This is a genomic window from Sphingomonas sp. Leaf30, from assembly GCF_001422525.1.
Lineage (GTDB): Bacteria > Pseudomonadota > Alphaproteobacteria > Sphingomonadales > Sphingomonadaceae > Sphingomonas > Sphingomonas aerolata.
In genome coordinates this window covers 932,969-954,786 of the sequence record NZ_LMKZ01000018.1, presented here as the reverse complement: position 1 = coordinate 954,786, position 21,818 = coordinate 932,969, and the positions used below count along the sequence as shown (strand labels likewise).

The window sequence follows — 21,818 nt, the reverse complement described above, 5'->3', positions numbered from 1 at the left end:
GCGTCGGAGGGGGAGGATACGGAACAGAGGCCATCCCTTACCGCCCCCTCCGTCTGGCAAATGCCAGCCACCTCCCCCTTGCGGGGGAGGAATTACGGTCGAACCGCACCGGCAATCCCTCTAAAGCCGCCGCCATGCCCCGCCTGATCCTCTTCAACAAACCCTACGACGTCCTCAGCCAGTTCACCGACGAGAAGTCGCCGACGCCGCGCGCGACGCTGTCGCAGTTCGTCGAGGTGCCCGGCGTCTATCCGGCGGGGCGGCTGGATCGGGACAGCGAGGGGCTGTTGCTGCTGACCGACGACGGTCGCCTCCAGGCGCGGATCGCGGATCCGAAGTTCAAGCTGGCCAAGACCTATCTCGTGCAGGTCGAGGGCGAGGCGGGCGAGGCCGCGCTCGATGCCTTGCGCGACGGCGTCGTGCTGAAGGACGGCCCCACCCGCCCCGCCGAGGTCGAACGGATCGACGCACCCGACCTCTGGCCGCGCGTGCCGCCGATCCGCGTCCGCGCGAGCATCCCCGATTGCTGGCTGAGGATCACGATCCGCGAAGGCCGCAACCGCCAGGTCCGCCGGATGACCGCGGCGATCGGCCACCCGACGCTCCGCCTCGTCCGCTGGAGCATCGGCGACTGGACCCTGGCGGATCTCGCCCCCGGCCGCTGGCGCGACGCCTGACCCGGCCCTGCGCCGCCCGCCTCAACACCACGGCCCACGATCCACACGGGCCACCGCCCCACCCACACCGTCATCCTGACGAACATCAGGACCCAGGGCCACAAGCGCCGCCGCCCCTCCCACGCCGTCATCCTGACGAAAGTCAGGATCCAGGGCCAAAAGGGCCGCCGCCCCTCCCACGCCGTCATCCTGACGAAAGTCAGGATCCAGGGTCACGAGGACGGCCCTCCATGGCGCGCGTCATCGCCCCGCCCGCTGTAAGGAACGCTGCTGGCCAAAATGCCGCAAAAGGCGCAGCCTGCCCGCATGGCCTGGTCTGATCCAGCCTCGACTCGCGCCCCCGCCTCCGCGGCCGTCGGGTCATGCCCGACAGGGGGTCGTCACCCCCGCGCGAAAAAACGCGCTATCGTCTCAACATTCGCAACATTCGCGGTCCCCGCCCCCGCCCCTGCTCTCGCCAGACGCCGGACGCCGCGCACGAAAAAGGGCGCGGGGACCATCGCCCCCGCGCCCTCGATCGCGTCTCGCAGGAGCCGATTACTCGGCGGCTGCGGTGCCCTTGGCGGGGCGCATGTCGCGACGCTCGGCGATACGCGCTGCCTTGCCGGTACGGCCACGCAGGTAATACAGCTTGGCGCGACGCACGGCGCCCTTGCGGACGACTTCGATCGAATCGACGTTCGGCGAGTAGAGCGGGAAGACGCGCTCGACGCCCTCGCCGAAGCTCATCTTGCGCACGGTGAAGTTGCTGCCCATGCCCTTGTTCGAGCGCGCGATGCACACGCCCTCATAGTTCTGAATACGGGTGCGCTCGCCTTCGACGACCTTCACGCCGACCTTCAGCGTATCGCCGGGGCGGAAATCGGGGATGGTCTTGTTGGCCAGGAACTTCGCGATGTTCTCGGCTTCGATCGTCTGCAACAGGTTCATAGTCAGTCCTCGTGTCGCCGCGCGCCAGAGGGCGACTGGACCCGAGCGCCCTCATGGCGCTCCCAAAGGTCCGGTCGCCGTGACCGTGTATCGATCTCCGCGCGGCGTTTGCGCCATGCGTCGATCTTCGCATGATCCCCCGATCGCAGCACCTGCGGGATCGTGCGCCCTTCCCATATCTGAGGTCGGGTATAATGCGGATATTCGAGAAGCCCCGTTTCGAAGCTCTCGTCATCCCCACTAGAAGCCGCGCCCATTACGCCGGGCAGCAGCCGAATGCAAGCATCGAGCAGCACCAGCGCGCCCATCTCGCCGCCCGACAGGATATAGTCGCCGATCGACACCTCCTCGATGGCGCGCGCCTCGAACAGCCGCTCGTCGAACCCCTCGAACCGCCCGCACAGCACGGTGACGCCGGGGCCCCCTGCAAGCTCTCGAACGCGCTCCTGCGTCAGCGGCCTGCCGCGCGGCGTCATCGCCAGCACCGGCCGCCCGTCCGCGACGCTGTCGATCGCCGCGGCGACCACGTCCGCGCGCAGCACCATCCCCGCGCCGCCACCCGCCGGCGTGTCGTCGACCGAGCGATGCTTGTCGGTCGCGAAGTCGCGCAGCTGGACGGGCTCGCATGACCACCGCCCCTCCCCCAGCGCCCGTCCGGCCAGCGACGTGCCGAGCGGCCCGGGGAACATCTCGGGGTACAGCGTCACGATCGTCGCTGCCCAGGGCAGCTCGCCCGCCGCCAGCCGCGCCAGCCGCGCCTCCTCCTGCGCCGCGGCGAGGATTTGGGGCACGACGTCGGCGGGGAATTCGCACCCCCGCGTCTTCAGCCATTTCAGGCGTGCAAGGAACGCGTCGGCGCTGTCCTCGACATATTCCGCCTCCACCCCGCACCGTTCCATGGCAGGCTCGGCGACCTGCGCGACATACCGGCGCACCCCGTCCGCGGTGTGCGACGCATAGGCGTGGAGATCGCCTTCCGACCAACGACAATAGCTCATGCCGCACGCCGCTATCACTCCCGCGCCCGGCTTGCGATAGCGATCGAGCGTTTCGCCACCGGAACGGATTCGCCGCGCCGCGCTTATAGCGGGATGGACGATTGCATCATCATCGGCGCCGGCCCCGCAGGCCTTACCGCCGCGATCTATCTCGCGCGGTTCCACCTCTCGATCCGGCTGTTCGACTGCGGCAGCAGCCGCGCCGCGCTGATCCCCTGCACGCACAACCACGCCGGCTACCCCGAAGGCATCCGCGGCACCGACCTCCTCGCCCGGATGCTGACGCAGGCGGAGATCTATGGGGCGGTACGCGAGGCCGCGCGGGTCGATGCGATCGAGGTAGACGACGACGGCTTCACCGTCCGTTTGGGCGACCGCCGCGCCCGCGCGCGGAGCGTCCTGCTGGCAACAGGCGTCGTCAACAACCGCCCCGCCATGCCCGACGCGCTTCATGACGAGGCCCTGGAGGCCGGGCTTCTCCGCTATTGCCCGATCTGCGACGGCTATGAGGTTACCGACAAGCGCGTCGGCGTCATCGGCACCGGCGACCACGGCATGCGCGAAGCGCTGTTCCTGCGCGGCTACACCGCCGACGTGACGCTGATCGCCCCGGACGGCGGCCATGATCTCGATCCCGCCTGCGAGGCGGCCCTCGACGACGCCGGTATCGTCCGCGTCGGCGGCCCCTGCGGCAACTACGCGATCGAAGACAACCGGTTCGCGCTCGACACGGTCGACGGGCGTCTGTCGTTCGACAGCGTCTATCCGGCGTTAGGCTCGGTGATCCGGTCGGAACTCGCGGTCGCCGCCGGCGCACGTGCGACGGACGAAGGCTGCCTAGAGGTCGACGACCACCAGCGCACCTCGATCCCCGGGCTGTTCGCGGCGGGCGACGTGGTGAAGGGGCTCGACCAGATCAGCCACGCGATGGGCGAAGCCGGGGTGGCCGCCACGACCATCCGCAACATGCTGTCGGAGCAGCGCCCGATCCGGCGCTGACTTTGGATGCCTCACCGCGAAGGCGGGGCCCCCGCGTTCGTGAAAGAGCTAAGCTCGAAGGAACTATTCGGTAGCGAAAGACGCCTCGACTACGAGTCGTTCCGCATCCCACTCTGGAACCGCCTCGACGCGCATCGGCACCATGAACCGCTTACCAGTCGGCCGTCCGATCTCGATAACGTCGCCCGCACCGAAATTATCGATTGCGACAACGCGTCCGATCGCCTCACCATCGGTAGAGACGACGGGGAGCCCGATCAGGTCGGTGTGGTAATATTCGCCATCCTCGAGCGGCGGCAACGACGATCGCGGCACCGTCAATTCGGTCCCCCGCAACGCTTCTGCAGCGTTCCGATCGGCGACCTCGGCAAAGCGGGCGATCGTGCCGTTGTTGCCAGGGCGCGCCGACTTGAGCGTCAGCGTACCGTCGTTGAAACTCTTATAGCCCGACATGGTCTCGGCAAAGACCTTCAGCCGCACTTCGCCGCCGATACCGTGCGCGCCGATCACGACGGCGAGCGTGACGCTACCCTTGCGCGGAGCCGGTGTCGGGTCCGGGGCTATCGTCGGCGCCTTCTGCGGGGTCTTCGGCGGAGACGCCTTCATTGCTGGCATCTTCGATGTCCTCGGGTGCGGGGGCTGTTCTTGGATCTGGATCGGGGGTCATCATGCGCTCCGTGTGGGTGACAGACCGACAAAGAACGCATGAACCGCCATTCGGGTGCGAACATAGCCGCCCCCAAGCCGTCATCCTGAGCTAGACCCAGGATCGAGAGCCAAGGACGCTGCCGTCCCTGGCTCTGGATCCCAGCCTTCGCCGGGATGACGAGGAAGACGATCTTACGAAGCGGCTTCTTCGGTCTCAGCAGCAGGTGCCTCTGCTTCGGCAGCAGGTGCTGCCTTTGCAGCCGCTTCTGCCTCGGCAGCTTCGGCCGCCTTGGTCGCACGCTCTTCAGCGCGCTCGGTGGCCTTCTCGCCGGGCTTGCCCTTGTTCGGGTTGTTGCGGGCCGAACGCTCGAGAACGCCTGCTGCGTCGAGGAAGCGGGCGACGCGGTCGGTCGGCTGCGCGCCGACGCTCAGCCAATGCTTCGCGCGATCGGCGTCGAGCTGCACGCGCTGCTCGTTGTCCTTGGCGAGGAGCGGGTTGTAGTTGCCGATCTTCTCGATGAAGCGGCCATCACGCGGGCTGCGCGCATCGGCGACGACGATCTTGTAATAAGGACGCTTCTTGGAGCCGCCACGTGCGAGACGAATATTGGTTGCCATGATATTTTCCTTCGTTTTCTAAAATTTCGCCCGGCAAACGCCGGGGTAATGGGGTTGAGTAAGAGGTTATTTCTTCTTCAGAAAATCGTCGAAGCCCGTAGGCAGCTGCGGCATTTTCCCGCCCAGACCCGGTAGGCCGCCCCCGGAATTGCCCCCAGGCAGCCCACCTGCGCCGGCCTTGTTGAGCATATCGCCCATCTGCGGCCCGCCGATCGCGTTACCGATGCCGCCAAGACCGCCGCCCATGCCGCCCTTGCCGAGCATCGCCATCATGCCCTTCATGCCGCCCATCTTCTTGATCTTCTTCATGGCGGTCGACATTTCGAGGTGCATCTTGAGCAGCTTGTTGACCTCCTGCACCGTGGTGCCGGAGCCCTTGGCGATACGGATCTTGCGCTTGGCGTTGATCAGCTCGGGCTTGGCGCGCTCCTTGATCGTCATCGATCCGATCATCGCGTCCATATGGACGAGGACCTTCTCGCCGCCGACCGAAGCGACCGCGCCCTGCGCCTTCTTCATGCCGGGGATCATCCCCGCCAACGCGCCGAGCCCGCCCATCCGCTGCATCTGCGCCAGCTGAGCACGCAGGTCGTTCATGTCGAACTGCCCCTTGGCCATCTTGGCCGCCATCCGCTCGGCGTCTTCGGCCTGGATCGACTCCGCGGCGCGCTCGACGAGGCTGACGACGTCGCCCATGCCGAGGATCCGCCCGGCGACCCGCTCGGGATGGAACGCCTCGAGCGCATCGAGCTTCTCGCCGGTACCCGCAAACTTGATCGGCTTGCCGGTGACCGCACGCATCGACAGCGCAGCGCCGCCGCGCGCATCGCCGTCCATCCGGGTCAGCACGATACCCGTCAACGGCACCTGGTCGGAGAAGTTCTGCGCGACGTTGACCGCATCCTGGCCGGTCAGCGAATCGACGACGAGAAGGATCTCAGCCGGGTTCGCGACGTCGGCGACCGCCTTCATCTCGTCCATCAACGCCTGGTCGACATGGAGTCGACCCGCGGTGTCGAGCATCAGGACGTCGAAGCCCTGCAGCTTGGCCGCCTGCATCGCGCGCCGTGCGATATCGACCGGCTGCTGGCCGGTGACGATCGGCAAGGTCGCGACCGAAATCTGCGTGCCGAGCGTCGCGAGCTGTTCCTGCGCGTTCGGGCGATTGACGTCGAGCGACGCCATCAGCACCTTCTTGCGATCGCGCCCACCCGGCCCTGCCGACAGCCGCTTGGCGATCTTGGCGGTGGTGGTCGTCTTACCCGAGCCCTGAAGCCCAACCATCATGATGATCGCGGGCGGCGTGACGCCCAGATCGAGCTCGGACGCATCCGCGCCCAGCATCTCGACTAGCGCATCGCTGACGATCTTGACGACCTGCTGCCCCGGCGTGACCGAGCGCAGGACGTTCTGGCCGATCGCCTTCTCGGTCGCCTTCTCTACGAACTCGCGCGCGACGGGCAGCGCGACGTCGGCTTCGAGCAGCGCAACGCGAACCTCGCGCATTGCCGCGCGCACGTCCGCTTCGGTCAGCGCACCCCGGCCGCGCAGGCGGTCGAAGACGCCGCCAAGACGATCGCTCAGGCTTTCGAACATCGAGACACTCCCAATCACCATTACCGGACACATGACGACGCCCAACGCAAAAGCGCCGGCGGGCGAAACCTCGCCGGCCAGCGTGCATCCTTGGATGCTCGTCACATGTGCCCCGTAACGGAACGTGGCGTGCTGCTTACGCGACCCGGGCCGCCGACGCAAGCGACCCGTCCGTCGATGCGCTGCGACGGCGTCCAACGTCAAAGCCCCTCCCCGCCATATTGGACGGATCGACGCTCTTAACCGGTCCTACACTTATGCTATGTCATATGTGTGTCCGCCCCGACCTCACAGGCGATCCAGCCCATGACCGCACCGCCGGCGGCGACCCGTTCGCCCCGCACCATCAACCGGGAATTCGTCACCGGCGCCGTGACCGGGGCTGCAGCGTTGATGCTCGTCGGTACCGGCGGCGCCGTTCTGGTCGGCATATTTGCCCGTCTGATGGGACGCAGTTCCGGTATCGACCAAGGTCTGGTTGTCGCCGTGCTGCTCAACGTCGCGCTGTTGCTGTTTGGCTGCCTGCGCTATCGCGCGCTCACTGCCGAGCTTAACGAGGCGACCGATGCGGGTCATCGCGCCCGCGTTCTGGCACAGCGCGATTCGCTGACCGGATTCCTCAATCGCCGCAGTCTGTCCGAAGATGGCGCGACCCTGTTCGGCAGCGCGAGACGCCGGGGCAAGGTGGTGGCGATGCTCACGATCGACGTCGACTTCTTCAAGAGCGTCAACGACATGCACGGCTATGCCGTCGGCGACCAGGTGCTCGTTCATGTCGCGGAAACGATCGCGGCCATCGCCCCCACATCAAGCCTCCTGGCACGCCTGGGCGCGGACGAATTCGCCTGCGCCTTCGTCTTCGATCCGGCGCATCAAGGGGTGGCAGATCGGATCGCGGAGCGTCTCGTCACCGGCTTCGCGCGGCCCTTCCGTGCGAACGGCGTCGACATTCACGCCACCGTGTCGATCGGCGTCGCCCGCTCGGACGCGGACTGTGCCTCGATCGACGCGCTGTTGCGGAACGCGGACATCGCCCTCCACGCGGCCAAGACGGCGGGCCGCAATCGCCACGTCTGGTTCAACACCGCGATGGAGCAATCGCTGCAGGTGCGCGGTGAGCTCGAATCCGGGCTCCGCCTTGCGGTCGCCGCGCAGGACATCATCCCCTATTTCGAACAGCAGGTGGATCTCGCCACGGGGCTTACCACCGGGTTCGAGGTTCTGGCGCGCTGGGACCATCCAACGCGCGGGATGATCCCCCCGGACGTCTTCATCCCGATCGCCGAGGAGATCGGCGTCATTGGCGACCTGTCGCTGTCGCTCATGCGTCAGGCCTGCACTGCGGCACGCGACTGGGATTCGGCGCTGACGCTGTCGATCAACATTTCCCCGGTCCAGCTGCGCGATGCATGGCTGGCGCAAAAGATCATCAAGACGCTGGTCGAGACGGGCTTTCCCGCCAGCCGGCTCGAGATCGAGGTTACCGAAAGCGCGCTGTTCGACAATCTGGCGCTTGCCCAATCGATCGTGGGCAGCTTGAAGAATCAGGGCATCCGCCTGGCGCTCGACGATTTCGGCACCGGCTTTTCGAGCCTTGCGCATCTGCGCGCGCTCCCGTTCGACCGCATCAAGATCGATCACAGCTTCGTCGCGTCGATCCTCGACAATGCGGAGAGCATGGCGATCGTCAACACGATCGTCCGGCTTGGCGACAGCCTGAACCTGCCGGTCACCGCCGAGGGCATCGAGGACGCCGCGGTCGAGGAGCGGCTGCGCGCGCTCGGCTGCGCCAAGGGACAGGGCTATCTCTACGGTCGCCCCATGAACGCTGCGCAGTTGCGCCGGCTGCTCGCCGAACAGCGCCTGCTCGCACACCAGCCCGATGGCGACTTCCCGCCGGTCCGCGGCATAGCGCCACGACTCGCAGGCTGACCGCGGCCCCGCCGCAGCCTGACCACGGACGTGCCGACTGCCGAGCCTCCATCCTTACTCCAGCCCGGCGCTGCAAGCCGTGGACTTTGCCCCCCGCCCCTCCTAGATCGCGCATCATGCCATCTGCCCCGCTGCCAGAGGTCGTCAGCCTCGGCTGCCGTCTCAACATCGCCGAGAGCGAGACCATCCGCGCGCTCGTCGCCGGGCGGGACATGGTCGTGGTCAACAGCTGCGCCGTCACCAATGCGGCAGTGAAGGCGACGCGGGTTGCGATCCGCCGGGCCCGGCGCGATCGCCCGGATGCGCAGATCGTCGTCACCGGATGCGCAGCGCAGATCGACCCGGGTGCCTTCGCGGCGATGCCCGAGGTCGATCGCGTGATCGGCAATGCCGACAAGCTCTCCCCAGCCGCATGGGCCACGCTCGCACCGGTGGTCGTCAGCGACATCATGCAGGTTCGCGAAACCGCGCCGCATCTGGTTGCTAGCTTTTCGTCGCATGCCCGCGCCTTTGTCGAGGTCCAGAACGGCTGCGATCATCGCTGCACCTTCTGCGCGATCCCGTTCGGACGGGGGCCAAGCCGCTCGGTCCCCGCAGGCGCAGTTGTCGACCGGATTGCCGGGCTGGTCGATGCAGGACACCGCGAGATCGTTCTGACCGGCGTCGACCTGACCAGCTATGGCCCCGATCTTCCCGGCGCCCCCACGCTCGGCCAGCTTGTCGAGCGCATTCTGCACGCGGTGCCGCGGCTCGAGCGGCTCCGTCTGTCGTCGCTCGACGGCATCGAGATCGACGACAGGCTCTTCGCGCTGCTCACGACCGAGCCCCGGATCATGCCGCATGTCCACCTCTCGCTCCAGGCGGGCGACGACATGGTGTTGAAGCGGATGAAGCGACGTCATTCGCGCGCCCAGAGCGTGGCGCTCGTCCAGCGGCTCAAGACCGCCCGTCCCGACATCGCGATCGGCGCGGACCTGATCGCCGGGTTTCCGACCGAGGACGAGGCGATGTTCCAGAACACGCATGCGCTGATCGCTGACTGCGACATCGTTCATTCGCACATCTTCCCCTATTCACCGCGGGCCGGCACCCCCGCCGCCCGGATGCCGCAGGTCGAGCCCGAGATCCGCCGCCGACGCGCTGCGATCCTCCGCGAGACGGGCCAGGCCGTTCACGCGACATGGTTGCAGACGCTGGTCGGGACGACGCAGCACCTGCTGATCGAACGTCCGGGCGACCGCGGCCATGTCGGAAATTTCGCGGAAGTCCTGCTGGACGCGCCTGCGGCACCCGGCGACATCCTCCGAATCACGATCACCGGCGTTCTGGGCGAGCGCCTGAGCGCAACACGGGAATCCCTATGAGCACCACCCCAAGCTGGCACGACAAACTCATCGGCGGCTTTAAGCGTACCTCTGACCGGCTCGTCGGCAATCTCGCGGGCCTCAGCGGCGCGCGGCTCGACGATGCGACGCTCGACGAGATCGAGGAGGCGCTGATCGCATCGGACCTCGGTCCCGAAACCGCCGGCCGCATCCGCCATCGTCTCGCCGAGGGCAGTTTCGAGCGCAACATGGAAGAGCTCGGCATCCGCGTCATCGTCGCGGAAGAGGTCGAAAAGGTCCTCGCCAAGGTCGCCAAGCCGCTCGAGATCGACGCCTTCCCACGCCCGCAGGTTATCCTGGTGATTGGCGTCAACGGGTCGGGCAAGACCACCACCATCGCCAAGCTCGCGCATCTGCTGATGGAACAGGATTACGGCGTCATGCTGGCGGCGGGCGACACGTTCCGCGCCGCTGCGATCGGCCAGTTGCGCACCTGGGCCGAGCGCGTCGGCGTGCCGATCGTCACCGGACCGGAGGGCGGCGACGCAGCGGGCGTCGTCTGGGATGCGGTGAAGAAGGCGACTGAGACGGGGATCGACGTGCTGATCGTCGACACCGCGGGCCGTCTGCAGAACAAGCGCGAACTGATGGACGAGCTCGCCAAGATCCGTCGCGTGCTCGGCCGTATCAATCCCGAGAGCCCGCACGACATCGTCCTCGTCCTTGATGCGACGACGGGGCAGAACGCGCTCCAGCAGATCGAGGTCTTCAAGGAGGTGGCGGGCGTGACCGGCGTCGTGATGACCAAGCTTGACGGCACCGCGCGCGGCGGCGTGCTGGTCGCAGCGGCGGAGAAATACGGCCTGCCGATCCACGCGATCGGTATCGGCGAAGGCATGACGGACCTGCGCCCGTTCGACGCAAACGAGGTCAGCCGGATCATCGCGGGCGTCGAAAGCGTCCGAAAATAACACGCCGCCCCGCTCTCCGGTCTTACCGCAATTCCTGGATACAATAGTGACCAAGCCCCCCCTGTCCCCCGGCCTGCGCATGGCGATCGATTATGGTCCGCTCGCGATCTTTTTCGCGGTGAACTTCCTCACCCCCGGCGCACCGATCGCGCGCGTGGTCACCGCGACGACCGCGTTCATCGTCGCGACGATCGTTGCGATGATCGTCTCGAAGGTAAAGGCGGGACATATCTCGCCGATGCTGTGGATGTCGGGTGCCCTGATCGTCGTATTCGGTGGCCTGACGATCTATTTCCATGACCAGCGCTTTATCCAGATGAAGCCCACAATCATCTACGCGATGTTCGCCGCCATCCTGACCTTCGGGCTGGTGACCGGGCGCCCGCTGCTTCAGTCGCTGCTGGGCACCGCCTATCCAGGACTGACGGCCGAGGGCTGGCGCAAACTCACGCGCAACTGGATGGTGTTCTTCGTGTTCATGGCGGTGTTGAACGAAGTCGTCTGGCGGAACACCACGTGGGATTTCTGGGTCGGCTTCAAGCTCTGGGGCGCGATCCCGATGACGTTGATCTTCGCCTTTGCCAACATTCCGATGCTGCTCAAGCATGGATTGCAAACGGGCGACAAGGCCGTCACCGACCTGCCGCCCGAAGGGTAATTATAAACCGTCATCCCGGTAAAGCCGGGATGACGGTAACGGGATCGGCTCAGCCAGCGACCTTCGCGTAGCGCTCGCCGACGACATCCCAGTTCACGATATCCCACCACGCCTTCAGATAGCCCGGACGATCATTCTTGTACGTCAGGTAATAGGCGTGCTCCCAGACGTCGTTGCCGAGCAGCGGCGTACCGGGCTCCTTAGCATCGTCCATCAGCGGGTTGTCCTGATTCGGCGTGCTCGTGACCTTCAGCTTGCCGCTGTCATCGGCGATCAGCCACGCCCAGCCCGACCCGAACTGCCCTGCACCCTTGGTGTTGAACTCGTCCTTGAGCTTGTCGAGGCTACCGAAATCGCGATCGATCGCCTCGGCGAGCTTGCCCGACGGCGCCTGCCCCGTCTTGGCTGCCATCGTCTTCCAGAAGAAGTCGTGGTTCCAGAAACCGCCGCCATTGTTGCGCACCAGCGGCGGCTGCGACGAGATCATGCCGAGGATATCCTCGATCGACTTGCCCGCGAGCGCGGAGTCCTTCTCGACGCCCTCGTTCAGCTTGGCCGTGTACGCCGCGTGATGCTTGTCGTGATGAAACTTCATCGTTTCCTGATCGATCACGGGCTCGAGCGCGTCATAGGCGTAAGGCAGCGGGGGAAGTTCGAAAGCCATCAGAAGTCTCCTCAAAGACAATAGGTGAATGGGGTCGGACGTCAAACGCCCGCGGCCCCCAAATGGTCCCCGGACGGTCGTTACACAAGCGGACCGGACGTCGATCAGCCGCCGGCGTGCAACAGTTCGTGCCGCTTGAGGGCATGCCGCAGCTGATCATAGCTGAGGCCGAGCGCCTCGGCGGTGGCGCGCTGGTTGAAGCGATGCTCGGCCAGCGCGCGCGACAACAGGTCGCGCTCGAACCGGGACACGCGCGACTTGAAATCCGACGGCCCGTCCTCGCATGCGACAACCGGATCGTCGGCGTCATCGTCTGCCGCGTTACCAGTCCCGCCGGCAGACGGCGCCATCGCGGCCGGCGTCTGGACCAGCTTGCGGTCCGCGGCGCCCGGCCTGTGCGGCGACTGGAATGGATCGATCTCGATCGCATCGATCGGCCCCTCATGCTCCCAGCGATAGACCGCGCGTTCGACGACGTTGCGCAGCTCACGGACATTGCCCGGCCAGTCATAGTCCGCCAGCGCGGCGCGTGCCGAGGGTCCGAACCCCTCCCACCGCTCGCGCCCGAGCTCGGACGCCATCCGTCGACCGAAATGGTCCGCCAGCACCATCACGTCACCGGCGCGCGCACGCAGCGGCGGCAGCGTGACGACCTCGAATGACAACCGATCGAGCAGGTCGGCGCGAAATTCATGCCGCATCACCTTGTCGGGGAGATGCTCGTTCGTCGCAGCCACGATCCGGACGTCGACGCGCAGCGGCCGCGATGAGCCGATCCGGGTGATCTCGCCATATTCGACGGCGCGCAGCAATCGGTCCTGCGCCGCCATCGACAGCGTGCCCAGCTCGTCAAGGAACAGGGTGCCGCCATGTGCCTCCTCGAACCGCCCGACCCGGGCCTTGGTCGCGCCGGTGAACGCGCCGGCCTCATGTCCGAACAATTCGGCCTCGATCAGCGTCTCGGGCAGCGCAGCGCAGTTCATGATCACGAGTGGCTGGTCCCAACGCGGGCTCAACCGGTGGAGTCGCTCGGCGACCAGTTCCTTGCCCGTGCCGCGTTCCCCGATCACGAGCACCGGTCGGTCGAGCGCCGCCGCGCGCGACGCACGTTCGAGCGCTCCCATGAACGCGCCGGACTGGCCGATGACCTGCGTTGTTCTCTCCATTGCCAAAGTGTGGCGGAAATTCCCAACGCATAGCAAGGAACAATCTGCCCGCTCGACGCTCTGCCGGCACAACCGCATGATTTCCGGGCTTTTCTAAAACTGGCACGACTGATGCAATGCTTTGAACAACCCGCCCAAAGGCGGAACTTACCATCGCCTCAAAGGGGACACATCATGATCAAGACCGACATCGTCCGCACCGTCGCCACGCTCGCCTGCACCTTCGTCGTCAGCGCCACCTTCATTCTCGCGGCGGTGGCGCCCGCGCATCAGGCGCCCGCTACGCGACACACCGCAATCGTGGCATAAGGTTCGTCCGCCGCACGAAGACCCCTGGAGTAGAATTTACATGGGCATTTTTTCCCGCACCCGCGACATCGTCGCCGCCAACTTCGCCGACCTCATCGAGAAGGCGGAGGATCCGGCCAAGATGATCCGGATGATCATCCTGGAGATGGAGGAAACGCTGGTCGAGGTTCGTGCCTCCGCCGCGCGTACCATCGCGGACCAGAAGGAGATGCGCCGCCATATCGCCAAGCTAGAACAGCTCCAGGAAAACTGGACCGAGAAGGCCGAGCTCGCGCTGAGCAAGGACCGCGAAGATCTTGCCAAGGCAGCCTTGGTCGAGCGCCAGAAGGCATCCGACATGGCCGAGCAGCTCAAGGCGGAAGTCGGCGTCCTCGACGACGCGCTCAGCGCCTCCGAGGCGGACATCGCCAAGCTGCAGACCAAGCTGCGCGAGGCGCGGACCAAGCAGAATGCGGTGCAGACGCGGCTGGAAAGCGCGAACAACCGCACCCGGCTTCGCGAGATGTATAACGGCCCCAAGACGCACGAGGCTTTCAGCCGCTTCGACATTCTCGACCGCCGCGTCGACGAAGCCGAGGGTCGCGCCGACGCGATGGGGCTCGGTGTCGTCAAGACGCTAGAGGAGGAGATTGCCGAATTGCGCAGCAACGACAAGGTCGATGCCCAGCTCGCCGCGCTGAAGGCCCGCCTGAAGAAGGACGACTGAAATGGATTTCGAAGGACTCGTCGCCATTCTCGGCGCGCTCGTCGGGCTGCCCTGGTTGATCCTGCATTATGTCACCAAGTGGAAGACCGCACCCAAGATCACCGATGAGGACGAACGACTGCTCGACGAGATGCAGCTCCTCGCCCGCCGGCTCGAGGACCGGGTGCTGACAGTCGAGCGGATCATCGCCGCCGATAATCCCGACTGGAAGCCGGGGCTCGGCACCAGCCAGTCGTCCTACCTGTCCGATCGCCAGGCTGACCGCCCGATCGACACCCGCTTTGAACGCAACATGGATCGGAGGAACTGAAATGTCCGCCAGCCGCACTCAATTCTACCTCGACAAGCAGAATGCCAAATGGAAGGGCGTCTGCGCGGGGATCGCCGACTATACCGGGATCGATGTACTCATCGTCCGCGTCTCGGTCGTCCTGCTGACGCTGGCCGGGGGCTTTCCCTGGACGCTGATCGCCTATTGGCTGGTCGCGTGGATGGGACAGCCAAAGCCGTTCGGTCTGTACGAAACACCCGACGACGCGAAGTTCTGGCAGGGCGTCCGCTCGAACCCGAAGCGTTCGACCGCAGAGGTCCGCAGCAAGTTCCGCGATATCGACCGTCGTCTCGCCGACATCGAGACGCATTATACCAGCCGGAGCAGCAGCAGCCTCGCGGCAGAGATCGACAGCCTGCGCTGAGACGCGGCGTAGACGGGGAGAATGACGATGAATTGGGGTGGACCGGGTTTCGTCGTCGCGATCATCGCGATCACGACGATGGGATGGGTGATCAACAACTGGATCCGCGCAAAGCACGGCTATGCGCTGGAGGATGAGTGGAGCGGAAAGACGCACCGGGTCGACCCGAACGACGCCCGCAAGTTGGAACTGCTTTCCGGCGAAAACGAGCGCCTGACTGGCCAGGTCTCCCGTCTCGAAGAGCGAATCGCCGTTCTTGAGCGCATTGCCACCGATCCCGCGGAGCGTACCGCCCGCGAGATCGAGGCTCTCCGCCTCCAGCCAAGATAGAGGACGCCGCCATGATCAGCCCCCTGCTCATCCCCATTCTCGGCATATCCTGCGGCCTGCTCGCGATCTTCGGTGGCGTCTTCGTGAAGCCCTGGTTCGCCTATCGGCAGCGCCGGATGGAAATCGATGCCCAACTCGTCGCCGAAAAGTCCGCACAATATGCGGCACAGAATGAACGTCTCGAACAGCGTGTGAGGGTACTGGAACGGATCGTCACCGACCGCGGGATCGGCCTGGCGGACGAGATCGACCTGCTCCGGGACGAGCGCCCCCTAAACTAATCCGTATTCAGGAGCTGACCGATGAATCCCTTCACGATGGTCGTCTGTATCGTTTTGATCGTGGCGGTCTCCCGCGTGCTCCGGGCGCGGTACCAAGCCCAAGGATCGCTTTCCGCCCCGGCCGACACCGCCGACACGCTGCGTCTGCGCGACGAGGTGCGCCAGATGAAGGAGCGCATCCAGGTGCTCGAACGCGTCATCACCGACAACCACAAGAGCGTCGATCTCGACCGAGAGATCGAGCGGCTCCGCGACCGCTAGGAGGAGGCGGACATGACCGAACCGAACGTCTATATCACGCTCGCGCTGACCGGCCTGGTGGCGCTCGCCATGATCGTCACCGCTGGACTCGCCGGCTGGCGCGGCTGGCTGTCGCTCAGGCGCCTGGAGCTCGACCAGGCGCACGACACGGGCCTGCCCGTTGCGGTGTCGACCGGTGCGCGCATCGAGATCGCCGACCTGAAGGAACGCATCAAGAAGCTGGAGGCGATCGCCGCCGGGGTCGACCTGTAGCGCGGCAATCGTGTCCTGCCGCACGCGCAGCGGTTGCGGGCGAGATGACGCGGGAGTACCGCGACGCCATGCCCAAGCTAGCCGATATCCATGAGGAATATGACTTCCTCGAACCCGACGACCGCTACCGCCTTCTGATCGACCTCGGACGCGATCTCGAACCCATGCCCGATGCGCTGAAGACCGATGCAACGCTGGTTCGCGGCTGCTCGGCATCGGTGTGGGTCTATCCGATGAAGACCGACGACGGCCGACTCCATTTCCTTGCGGATTCGAACGCTGCGATCACCAAGGGGATCATCGCGCTCGTCCTTCAAGCGGTGCAGGACCAGCCGCCGGCGGCGATCGTCGCGACCGACATCGGTGCGGAACTGGCGCCGTTCGATCTCGGCAATCAACTCAGTTCGAACCGGACGCAGGGAATCCCGAACATGATCGCGTTGATCCGCGAGACCGCCGAACGCTACGCCAGCTAGGCGGCCTTGAGGCCGTCTTCCACCCGGGGAGGGGACGGCGGAGAGGCATCACCCCCGCGCAGCGTCGTTACGATCTCGCCAACATCGGCGCCGGCGGGGACCAGCATCCATCGGTCGGGCTGGGCCGCATCGATCATCACGACCGCGTTCTTCGGGCAGACCCCGAGACATTTGACCTCGACCACGCCGCGGTCGGCCTTGCGCCCCTTCTTCAGCCCAAGGGCGGCGCGCAACAGCTTGGCGAGCGGCGTGCGGCGCTTGTCGCCGAACCCGCCCGCGAGCTTTTTCGAACATTTGCCGCAGACCAGCACGCTGCCCTGCCAGCGGCTTGCCAGCACGCGGATCACGCCGGCTTCCACGTCCGTGCATCCTCTGCGGCGCGCAAGACCTCGTAAGCGGCCTGGACACCCTGGAACCGCGTTGCTGCATCCTTGTCGCCCGGACGCACATCGGGGTGATTGGCCTTGGCCATTCGCCGCCACGCGGCACGGACATCCTCGAACGTCGCATCAGGTTCGAGTTGCAGCACTTCAAGCGCACGCATCTCGTCGCGCGACCGACTGCCGTCGCCCGATCCCGCCCAGGCATAATGCTTCGGATCCGCATAGCCATCCGCAGTGCGCGTCTCCGCCGCCTCGCGCTCGGCGGCTTCCTCGGCGCTTAGACCTTCGAAGTAATTCCAGCCGCGATTATACTCGCCCGCATGCGTCATGCAGAAATACCAGCGGTCCGGGCTGTTGGGCGATTTCGGCGCCGGGCAATTGCCGGGTTCGTTGCAGCCGTGCCGGTCGCACAATCGAACCGTCACCGCCTCGCTGCTAGAGCCATAGCCGCGCCACCGCGGAAATCCCCAATCGGGTGTTCGTGTCGTGCTTCGCGCCATAGCCGTTCGAGATAGGCGTCCCCACCGACAACGCAACCGCGTACCGTCCCGCCGAACGATCATGCCATGCGTTCACCTGCGGCAGGGACCGACATTGCGCCTTGAGTCAGGAGGCGTTCATCGCCTAATGAACATGAATAAATTGTCATCTGGCATAGGGTAAAGCGTCTGCTCCGGGCGCATCCCGGCCGACGTCGCGGCGACAGGAGCCCTGGTGCAAACTCTCATTCCGAAGCTAAGCACGTGGCGGGCCGATCTTCCCGCGTCGATCGTAGTCGCCCTTGTCGCCCTGCCCCTGTGCCTGGGCGTTGCGCTAGCGTCAGGTGCGCCACTGTTCGCGGGTGTCATCGCCGGGATCGTCGGCGGCATCGCCGTCGGGCTCTTCTCAAAATCTCCCTTGTCGGTCAGCGGACCGGCTGCAGGCTTGACCGTGATCGTCCTCGCGGCGATCGAAAGCATGCCGAGCTACCAGATGTTCCTGATGGCCGTCGTGCTGGCGGGCGTGCTTCAAATCGGCTTTTCGCTGACGCGCGCGGGTATCCTCAGCGAATTCGTGCCCTCCTCGGTGATCACCGGGATGCTGGCCGCGATCGGCCTGATCCTTATCCTCAAGCAGATTCCGCACGCGGTCGGCTTCGACCGCGAGGCCGAGGGGATCTTCGAATTCTCCACCGCCAACGGCGTCAACACCTTCTCGCGAATCATCGACAGCCTGAGCGCGAGCGTGACCCCCGGTGCGATCCTGATTGCCGGGATCAGCCTGGCGTTCCTGTTCTGGTGGGACGGCGCGAAACCGAAAAACGGCCCGCTCCGGTTCGTCCCCGGCCCGCTCGTCGTCGTCCTGATCGGCGTGCTCGGCAACGCGCTGCTGGGCGCGGTCAAGCCTGATTGGCAGCTCCAGGCGACACATCTCGTCCAGGTACCCGTCACGCAGAAGCTTTCCGAATTTCCCACGCTGTTCACGCTACCGGACTTTTCCGGCATCAGCATGGGCATCGTCTGGACAACTGCGGTCACGCTCGCAATCGTCGCGAGCTTGGAGTCGCTGCTCAGCGTGAAAGCGGTCGACGAGATCGATCCGCGCCGTCGCTCCACCGACAAGAACTGGGAGTTGCTCGCGCAGGGCGGGGGTAACATCCTGTCGGGCATGATCGGCGGGCTTCCCGTCACGTCGGTGATCGTCCGATCGTCGGCCAATGTCGACGCCAAGGCGGAGAGTAAGCTTTCGACCATGCTCCACGGCTTCTGGCTGCTGATCAGCGTTGCACTGATCCCGTCGCTGCTTAACCTGATCCCGCTCTCCGCGCTTGCCGCGGTGCTGATCGCGACCGGTTACAAGCTGACCAAGCCGAAGCTGTTTCTGGAACGCTACAAGCAGGGCTGGACGCAGTTCATCCCCTTCGTCGTCACAGTCGGCGCGATCCTGTTTACCGATTTGCTCGAGGGCATCGTGATTGGCATCGTTGTCGGCTTCGTATTCGTCATTGCACGCAACTTCCGTACCGCGATCACCTTTGCCTGCGATGGCGACGACTGCCTCGTCCGTGCGCGCCGCAACCTGTATTTCATCCACAAATATGAATTGCAGAAGTCGCTGAACCGCGTGCCCGACAATACCCAGGTGCTGATCGACCTGTCGTCGACCAGTTATGTCGACCTCGACAATATCGACATCATCAACGCGTTCATCAAAGGCGCGGAATATCGCGGCATCACCGTCAGCCTGCGCGGCGATATCGCCGGCAAGCGTGCCGCGTTGATCAACGCGCCATCGAGCGAGGTTCTGTACACATGAGACGCTACAAACAGCTGCTGCTCGCCAACAAGGCCTGGGTCGCAGAGCATACCGACGAGAATCCCGATTTCTTCAGCCGCCAGACGGTCGGCCAGAAGCCGGAATTCTTGTGGATCGGCTGCTCGGACAGTCGCGTCAGTCCCGAACAGATGACGATGACTCAGCCGGGTGGGATGTTCATCCACCGCAACATCGCCAACCTCGTCAACGATCACGACCTGAACCTCATGTCGGTGCTGCAATATGCGGTCGACGTACTGAAGGTGAAGCATGTCATCGTCTGCGGCCATCACGGTTGCGGCGGCATCATGGGTACGCTGCAAGGTGGCCTGGACGGTCCCGTCGACGAGTGGCTCGACACTGCGCGCGAAGTGCTGCGCGATCACCGCGACGAGATCGATGCGCAGCCTACCGAAGAGGCCAAGGTCAATCGCTTCGTCGAGGTCAACGTCCGCGACCAGCTCGTTCGCCTCGCGCGCACCAAGACGGTGCAGGATGCATTCGTCAAGGGCCAGGAACTGGCGCTCCACGGCTGGGTGTACGACATGCGCGACGGCCACATTAAACCGCTGATGGAGATCGCCGCCGGCACGGTTCTCGACGAGATTGGCAGGCCTGACAAGGTGCTGGTCTGACGTCAGTCCCTCCTCCGACGGGGAGGGCAGGATCATCCCGGCATCTTGAACCGGACATTCTGGGAAAGCCCGCCGCAGCCGACACCGCCATCGGGGCGAAACGTCTTCGTATATCGGGCGCCCGCGACGGTCTGTGTGCCGGCCTTGGTGAAAACGAACGGCGGATAGCTGAGCACCGCGCGCTCGTTAAACACCTTGCCGTCCGGCCCCACATCGAACTGCGTCCGGGTCCAGCCTTCGAATCCCCAAATGCGGGCTTCATCCGGAAACGTGCCGCCGGCCGAAAGGAATCGGGGCGGGGCATCAAGGATCGCGCACTGGCTGGCCGCCAGCCCCGACCGGTTGAACGTGGCACGTGCCGCCACCGGATCCCCCGCCTGCTGCTGCAGCGACGCCAGCCGGATCAGCGCACCGACACGCATCGGGTCGTTCGCTGCCAAACCCTTGTCGTCCGCGACCGCCTGTAACGGCGCCACACGCCGGCTTCGGCTCTTGGTCGAATCCGCTATGAGCAGTTGCAGCGCCGATCGCGCTTGCGGATCCTGCGCATAACCGGGCTTCGACAGCAGCGGCGTGATAGCGCGGGCATAGGCACCCTGCTTCCAGCTATCGGCACTTTCGGTCTCACGCACACGGATGTCGAGCGGGAGCAGCGCGATCGGCGGGGCGCCGTTTGCCTGAGCAATAGCGAACGCCCGCTGCGCCAGCTCATGCGCCTCCTCACGACCCACGACCGCATTGCCAACGAGCTGGTACAAGGGTGGCAGCGTGGCGAGCGATGTCGGCCCCGACTTGCCCTCCGCCGCCGCGAGTGCGGCACGTTGCCCGACGATGGCGGCGGCATCCGCGCCACGTTCGCTTACCGGTAGCGAAAGCCCCTTGGACTCGAGCCAGGCGGCCATGTCCGCGTCGAGAAACTTGGTGATCGACGGTCGCTCGAACGCGGTCGAGCAGCGCATCTCGACGCGGATATTGTAGCGGAAGAACGCGGGAAAGGATTTGGTCTGCTCGGGCGTCCATGACCAGTCGCGGACGGCACGCGCAAATTCGAGCGCCACCGCGCCACCGCCTGCGGCATAGATGGGCGAGACGCCGCGCACCACGCCGTCATCGTCGATCGTGAATTCGACCACCGCCATGTCCGCGGGCCTCAGATCGGCCTCGCCACCGCAGGCGGGTACCTCCATCTGTACCGCCGGATCAAACTCCCCCTTGCTCAACCGGCCCGCGCCGGTCATCGCCATGTAACGGCGGGCCTCTTCGCTCTTGCCTGCCAACAGTGACGCGATCGCCGCATCTGACCGCGCGGAAACGTCGCGCGAATCAGTCTGCGACGTCATCCCGCCATAAAATTTGACCGCCTCAACCGCTTGCGTCCGCGCCTGTTCATACTGCCCCCGGTTCAGCGCCAGGATAGCGCGCCGCCGCGCGATCAGAGCCTTTACATCCGCATCGGCAGGCGCCGTCCGGACGAGCGCATCGACCTTCGCAAGGGCTGCATCGGCGGCGGCGGGATCAGTAAACGTCGTCGTGTCAGCTAGGGACAACAGCGCCGCGACCTTCAGCGACGCTCCGTCCGCCGCAGCGGCGGCGCTAGCAAACGAAACGCTCGCCCCCGCATAATCAAGCGCATTCTGCGCAATGAGGCCCAGATCAAAATAGGCCCGCCACCGATCCTCGGCGAGCGTCGCGTCGCTTGCAGGCAACAGGGCGAGGCCGTCGCGTGCCGCGGTCACCGCATCGTCCGACCGGTCGAGCTTGAACAGCGCCGCACTCTTGCGGATCAGCGCAATGCCCCGGCTCCGCGATCCCGGCTTGGTTCGCGCCTCAAGCGTCGTCCAAGCCGCAAGCGCAGCGGGCCTGTCGCCCTTCGCATCCAACGCCGCAGCCGCTTCGAAATCCTGCTGCACCGTGGTTACGAGCCCCTGTGCCGTGACCTGCGCGGCGACCGCCGCCATCAAAACGCCTGCACCCGCTAGTCCTGCCCGGTCGATACGCATCACATCCCCCACG

The 21,818-nt window shown here is 65.5% G+C and carries 27 protein-coding genes; 17 read left to right on the top strand and 10 right to left on the bottom strand.

Going from position 1 to position 21,818, the window contains the following annotated elements; genetic code table 11:
- The first annotated feature begins 134 nt into the window (after positions 1-134).
- Positions 135-677 (top strand): pseudouridine synthase, encoded by a 543-nt coding sequence (locus ASE89_RS18230; protein WP_056680475.1) that lies wholly within the window; start codon positions 135-137, stop codon positions 675-677.
- Positions 678-1,214: 537 nt separating this feature from the next.
- Here the strand turns inward: ASE89_RS18230 and rplS are convergent.
- Positions 1,215-1,607 (bottom strand): 50S ribosomal protein L19, encoded by a 393-nt coding sequence (gene rplS, locus ASE89_RS18225; protein WP_031395442.1) that lies wholly within the window; start codon positions 1,605-1,607, stop codon positions 1,215-1,217.
- Between the two features lie 2 nt (positions 1,608-1,609).
- Positions 1,610-2,335 carry a tRNA (guanosine(37)-N1)-methyltransferase TrmD gene (gene trmD / locus ASE89_RS18220; protein ID WP_056680935.1) on the bottom strand — a complete coding sequence of 242 codons (726 nt, stop codon included), beginning with the start codon at positions 2,333-2,335 and terminating at the stop codon, positions 1,610-1,612.
- A 363-nt stretch (positions 2,336-2,698) separates the two neighbouring features.
- Here trmD and ASE89_RS18215 point away from each other — a divergent pair, with 363 nt between their 5' ends.
- Positions 2,699-3,604, top strand: a complete 906-nt coding sequence (locus ASE89_RS18215) for an NAD(P)/FAD-dependent oxidoreductase (RefSeq protein WP_056680470.1) — start codon at positions 2,699-2,701, stop codon at positions 3,602-3,604.
- A 63-nt stretch (positions 3,605-3,667) separates the two neighbouring features.
- Here ASE89_RS18215 and rimM read toward each other — a convergent pair whose 3' ends face one another.
- From rimM to ffh, 3 genes are all read right to left on the bottom strand, one after another.
- Positions 3,668-4,210 carry a ribosome maturation factor RimM gene (gene rimM, locus ASE89_RS18210; RefSeq protein WP_082451683.1) on the bottom strand — a complete coding sequence of 181 codons (543 nt, stop codon included), beginning with the start codon at positions 4,208-4,210 and terminating at the stop codon, positions 3,668-3,670.
- Between the two features lie 234 nt (positions 4,211-4,444).
- Positions 4,445-4,870, bottom strand: a complete 426-nt coding sequence (rpsP, locus tag ASE89_RS18205) for a 30S ribosomal protein S16 (RefSeq protein ID WP_056680468.1) — start codon at positions 4,868-4,870, stop codon at positions 4,445-4,447.
- Positions 4,871-4,936: 66 nt separating this feature from the next.
- Positions 4,937-6,466: a signal recognition particle protein gene (gene ffh / locus ASE89_RS18200; RefSeq protein WP_056680466.1), complete on the bottom strand. Its 1,530-nt coding sequence runs from the start codon at positions 6,464-6,466 to the stop codon at positions 4,937-4,939.
- A gap of 306 nt (positions 6,467-6,772) precedes the next feature.
- Between ffh and ASE89_RS18195 the strand changes: the two genes are divergently transcribed.
- The 4 genes from ASE89_RS18195 to ASE89_RS18180 all read left to right on the top strand — a co-directional run bounded on the left by ASE89_RS18195 (position 6,773) and on the right by ASE89_RS18180 (position 11,352).
- The gene (locus tag ASE89_RS18195; protein ID WP_056680458.1) at positions 6,773-8,398 is read left to right on the top strand and encodes a putative bifunctional diguanylate cyclase/phosphodiesterase; all 1,626 of its coding nucleotides are present in this window, start codon (positions 6,773-6,775) and stop codon (positions 8,396-8,398) included.
- 116 nt (positions 8,399-8,514) lie between these two features.
- Positions 8,515-9,762, top strand: a complete 1,248-nt coding sequence (gene mtaB, locus ASE89_RS18190; protein WP_056680456.1) for a tRNA (N(6)-L-threonylcarbamoyladenosine(37)-C(2))-methylthiotransferase MtaB — start codon at positions 8,515-8,517, stop codon at positions 9,760-9,762.
- Positions 9,759-10,694: a signal recognition particle-docking protein FtsY gene (gene ftsY / locus ASE89_RS18185; protein ID WP_031396330.1), complete on the top strand. Its 936-nt coding sequence runs from the start codon at positions 9,759-9,761 to the stop codon at positions 10,692-10,694. Before mtaB ends, ftsY begins: the two co-directional genes overlap by 4 nt.
- 46 nt (positions 10,695-10,740) lie before the next feature.
- Positions 10,741-11,352 carry a septation protein A gene (locus ASE89_RS18180; RefSeq protein ID WP_269082969.1) on the top strand — a complete coding sequence of 204 codons (612 nt, stop codon included), beginning with the start codon at positions 10,741-10,743 and terminating at the stop codon, positions 11,350-11,352.
- Positions 11,353-11,401: 49 nt separating this feature from the next.
- Here ASE89_RS18180 and ASE89_RS18175 read toward each other — a convergent pair whose 3' ends face one another.
- Positions 11,402-12,016 carry a superoxide dismutase gene (locus ASE89_RS18175; protein ID WP_031396332.1) on the bottom strand — a complete coding sequence of 205 codons (615 nt, stop codon included), beginning with the start codon at positions 12,014-12,016 and terminating at the stop codon, positions 11,402-11,404.
- A 104-nt stretch (positions 12,017-12,120) separates the two neighbouring features.
- Positions 12,121-13,182 carry a phage shock protein operon transcriptional activator gene (pspF, locus tag ASE89_RS18170; RefSeq protein ID WP_056680451.1) on the bottom strand — a complete coding sequence of 354 codons (1,062 nt, stop codon included), beginning with the start codon at positions 13,180-13,182 and terminating at the stop codon, positions 12,121-12,123.
- Positions 13,183-13,356: 174 nt separating this feature from the next.
- On the opposite strand from pspF, the gene ASE89_RS21480 reads away from it, so the two are divergent.
- The 9 genes from ASE89_RS21480 (at position 13,357) to ASE89_RS18130 (ending at position 16,492) form a co-directional block, all read left to right on the top strand.
- Complete coding sequence (locus tag ASE89_RS21480; protein WP_260171278.1) at positions 13,357-13,491, top strand: hypothetical protein; 135 nt, start codon at positions 13,357-13,359, stop codon at positions 13,489-13,491.
- Between the two features lie 40 nt (positions 13,492-13,531).
- Positions 13,532-14,197, top strand: a complete 666-nt coding sequence (pspA, locus tag ASE89_RS18165; RefSeq protein ID WP_031396334.1) for a phage shock protein PspA — start codon at positions 13,532-13,534, stop codon at positions 14,195-14,197.
- Between the two features lies 1 nt (position 14,198).
- Positions 14,199-14,507 carry an envelope stress response membrane protein PspB gene (pspB, locus tag ASE89_RS18160; protein ID WP_037528521.1) on the top strand — a complete coding sequence of 103 codons (309 nt, stop codon included), beginning with the start codon at positions 14,199-14,201 and terminating at the stop codon, positions 14,505-14,507.
- A 1-nt stretch (position 14,508) separates the two neighbouring features.
- On the top strand, positions 14,509-14,892 hold the full coding sequence (gene pspC, locus ASE89_RS18155) for an envelope stress response membrane protein PspC (protein WP_031396336.1): 384 nt from the start codon (positions 14,509-14,511) through the stop codon (positions 14,890-14,892).
- 27 nt (positions 14,893-14,919) lie between these two features.
- On the top strand, positions 14,920-15,222 hold the full coding sequence (locus ASE89_RS18150) for a hypothetical protein (protein ID WP_056680443.1): 303 nt from the start codon (positions 14,920-14,922) through the stop codon (positions 15,220-15,222).
- Positions 15,223-15,233: 11 nt separating this feature from the next.
- On the top strand, positions 15,234-15,503 hold the full coding sequence (locus ASE89_RS18145; RefSeq protein WP_031396338.1) for a hypothetical protein: 270 nt from the start codon (positions 15,234-15,236) through the stop codon (positions 15,501-15,503).
- A gap of 21 nt (positions 15,504-15,524) precedes the next feature.
- Positions 15,525-15,764 carry a hypothetical protein gene (locus tag ASE89_RS18140; protein WP_031439668.1) on the top strand — a complete coding sequence of 80 codons (240 nt, stop codon included), beginning with the start codon at positions 15,525-15,527 and terminating at the stop codon, positions 15,762-15,764.
- A gap of 12 nt (positions 15,765-15,776) precedes the next feature.
- Positions 15,777-16,016, top strand: a complete 240-nt coding sequence (locus tag ASE89_RS18135) for a hypothetical protein (RefSeq protein ID WP_056680440.1) — start codon at positions 15,777-15,779, stop codon at positions 16,014-16,016.
- Between the two features lie 68 nt (positions 16,017-16,084).
- Entirely contained in the window at positions 16,085-16,492 is a 408-nt protein-coding gene (locus ASE89_RS18130) for a SufE family protein (protein WP_082451735.1), read from the top strand.
- Here the strand turns inward: ASE89_RS18130 and ASE89_RS18125 are convergent.
- Together ASE89_RS18125 and ASE89_RS18120 are read right to left on the bottom strand one after the other, a co-directional pair.
- The gene (locus tag ASE89_RS18125) at positions 16,489-16,851 is read right to left on the bottom strand and encodes a (2Fe-2S) ferredoxin domain-containing protein (protein ID WP_330219068.1); all 363 of its coding nucleotides are present in this window, start codon (positions 16,849-16,851) and stop codon (positions 16,489-16,491) included. The two genes, ASE89_RS18130 and ASE89_RS18125, sit on opposite strands and share 4 nt — an antisense overlap.
- Positions 16,836-17,375 (bottom strand): J domain-containing protein, encoded by a 540-nt coding sequence (locus tag ASE89_RS18120; RefSeq protein WP_031439670.1) that lies wholly within the window; start codon positions 17,373-17,375, stop codon positions 16,836-16,838. The genes ASE89_RS18125 and ASE89_RS18120 overlap by 16 nt, the downstream gene beginning before the upstream one ends.
- A gap of 214 nt (positions 17,376-17,589) precedes the next feature.
- On the opposite strand from ASE89_RS18120, the gene ASE89_RS18115 reads away from it, so the two are divergent.
- Complete coding sequence (locus ASE89_RS18115; RefSeq protein ID WP_051916675.1) at positions 17,590-19,170, top strand: SulP family inorganic anion transporter; 1,581 nt, start codon at positions 17,590-17,592, stop codon at positions 19,168-19,170.
- Positions 19,167-19,805 carry a carbonic anhydrase gene (locus tag ASE89_RS18110; protein WP_056680436.1) on the top strand — a complete coding sequence of 213 codons (639 nt, stop codon included), beginning with the start codon at positions 19,167-19,169 and terminating at the stop codon, positions 19,803-19,805. The genes ASE89_RS18115 and ASE89_RS18110 overlap by 4 nt, the downstream gene beginning before the upstream one ends.
- Positions 19,806-19,837: 32 nt before the next feature.
- Here the strand turns inward: ASE89_RS18110 and ASE89_RS18105 are convergent, their stop codons facing one another.
- The gene (locus ASE89_RS18105) at positions 19,838-21,805 is read right to left on the bottom strand and encodes a hypothetical protein (RefSeq protein ID WP_156363537.1); all 1,968 of its coding nucleotides are present in this window, start codon (positions 21,803-21,805) and stop codon (positions 19,838-19,840) included.
- Between the last annotated feature and the right edge of the window lie 13 nt (positions 21,806-21,818).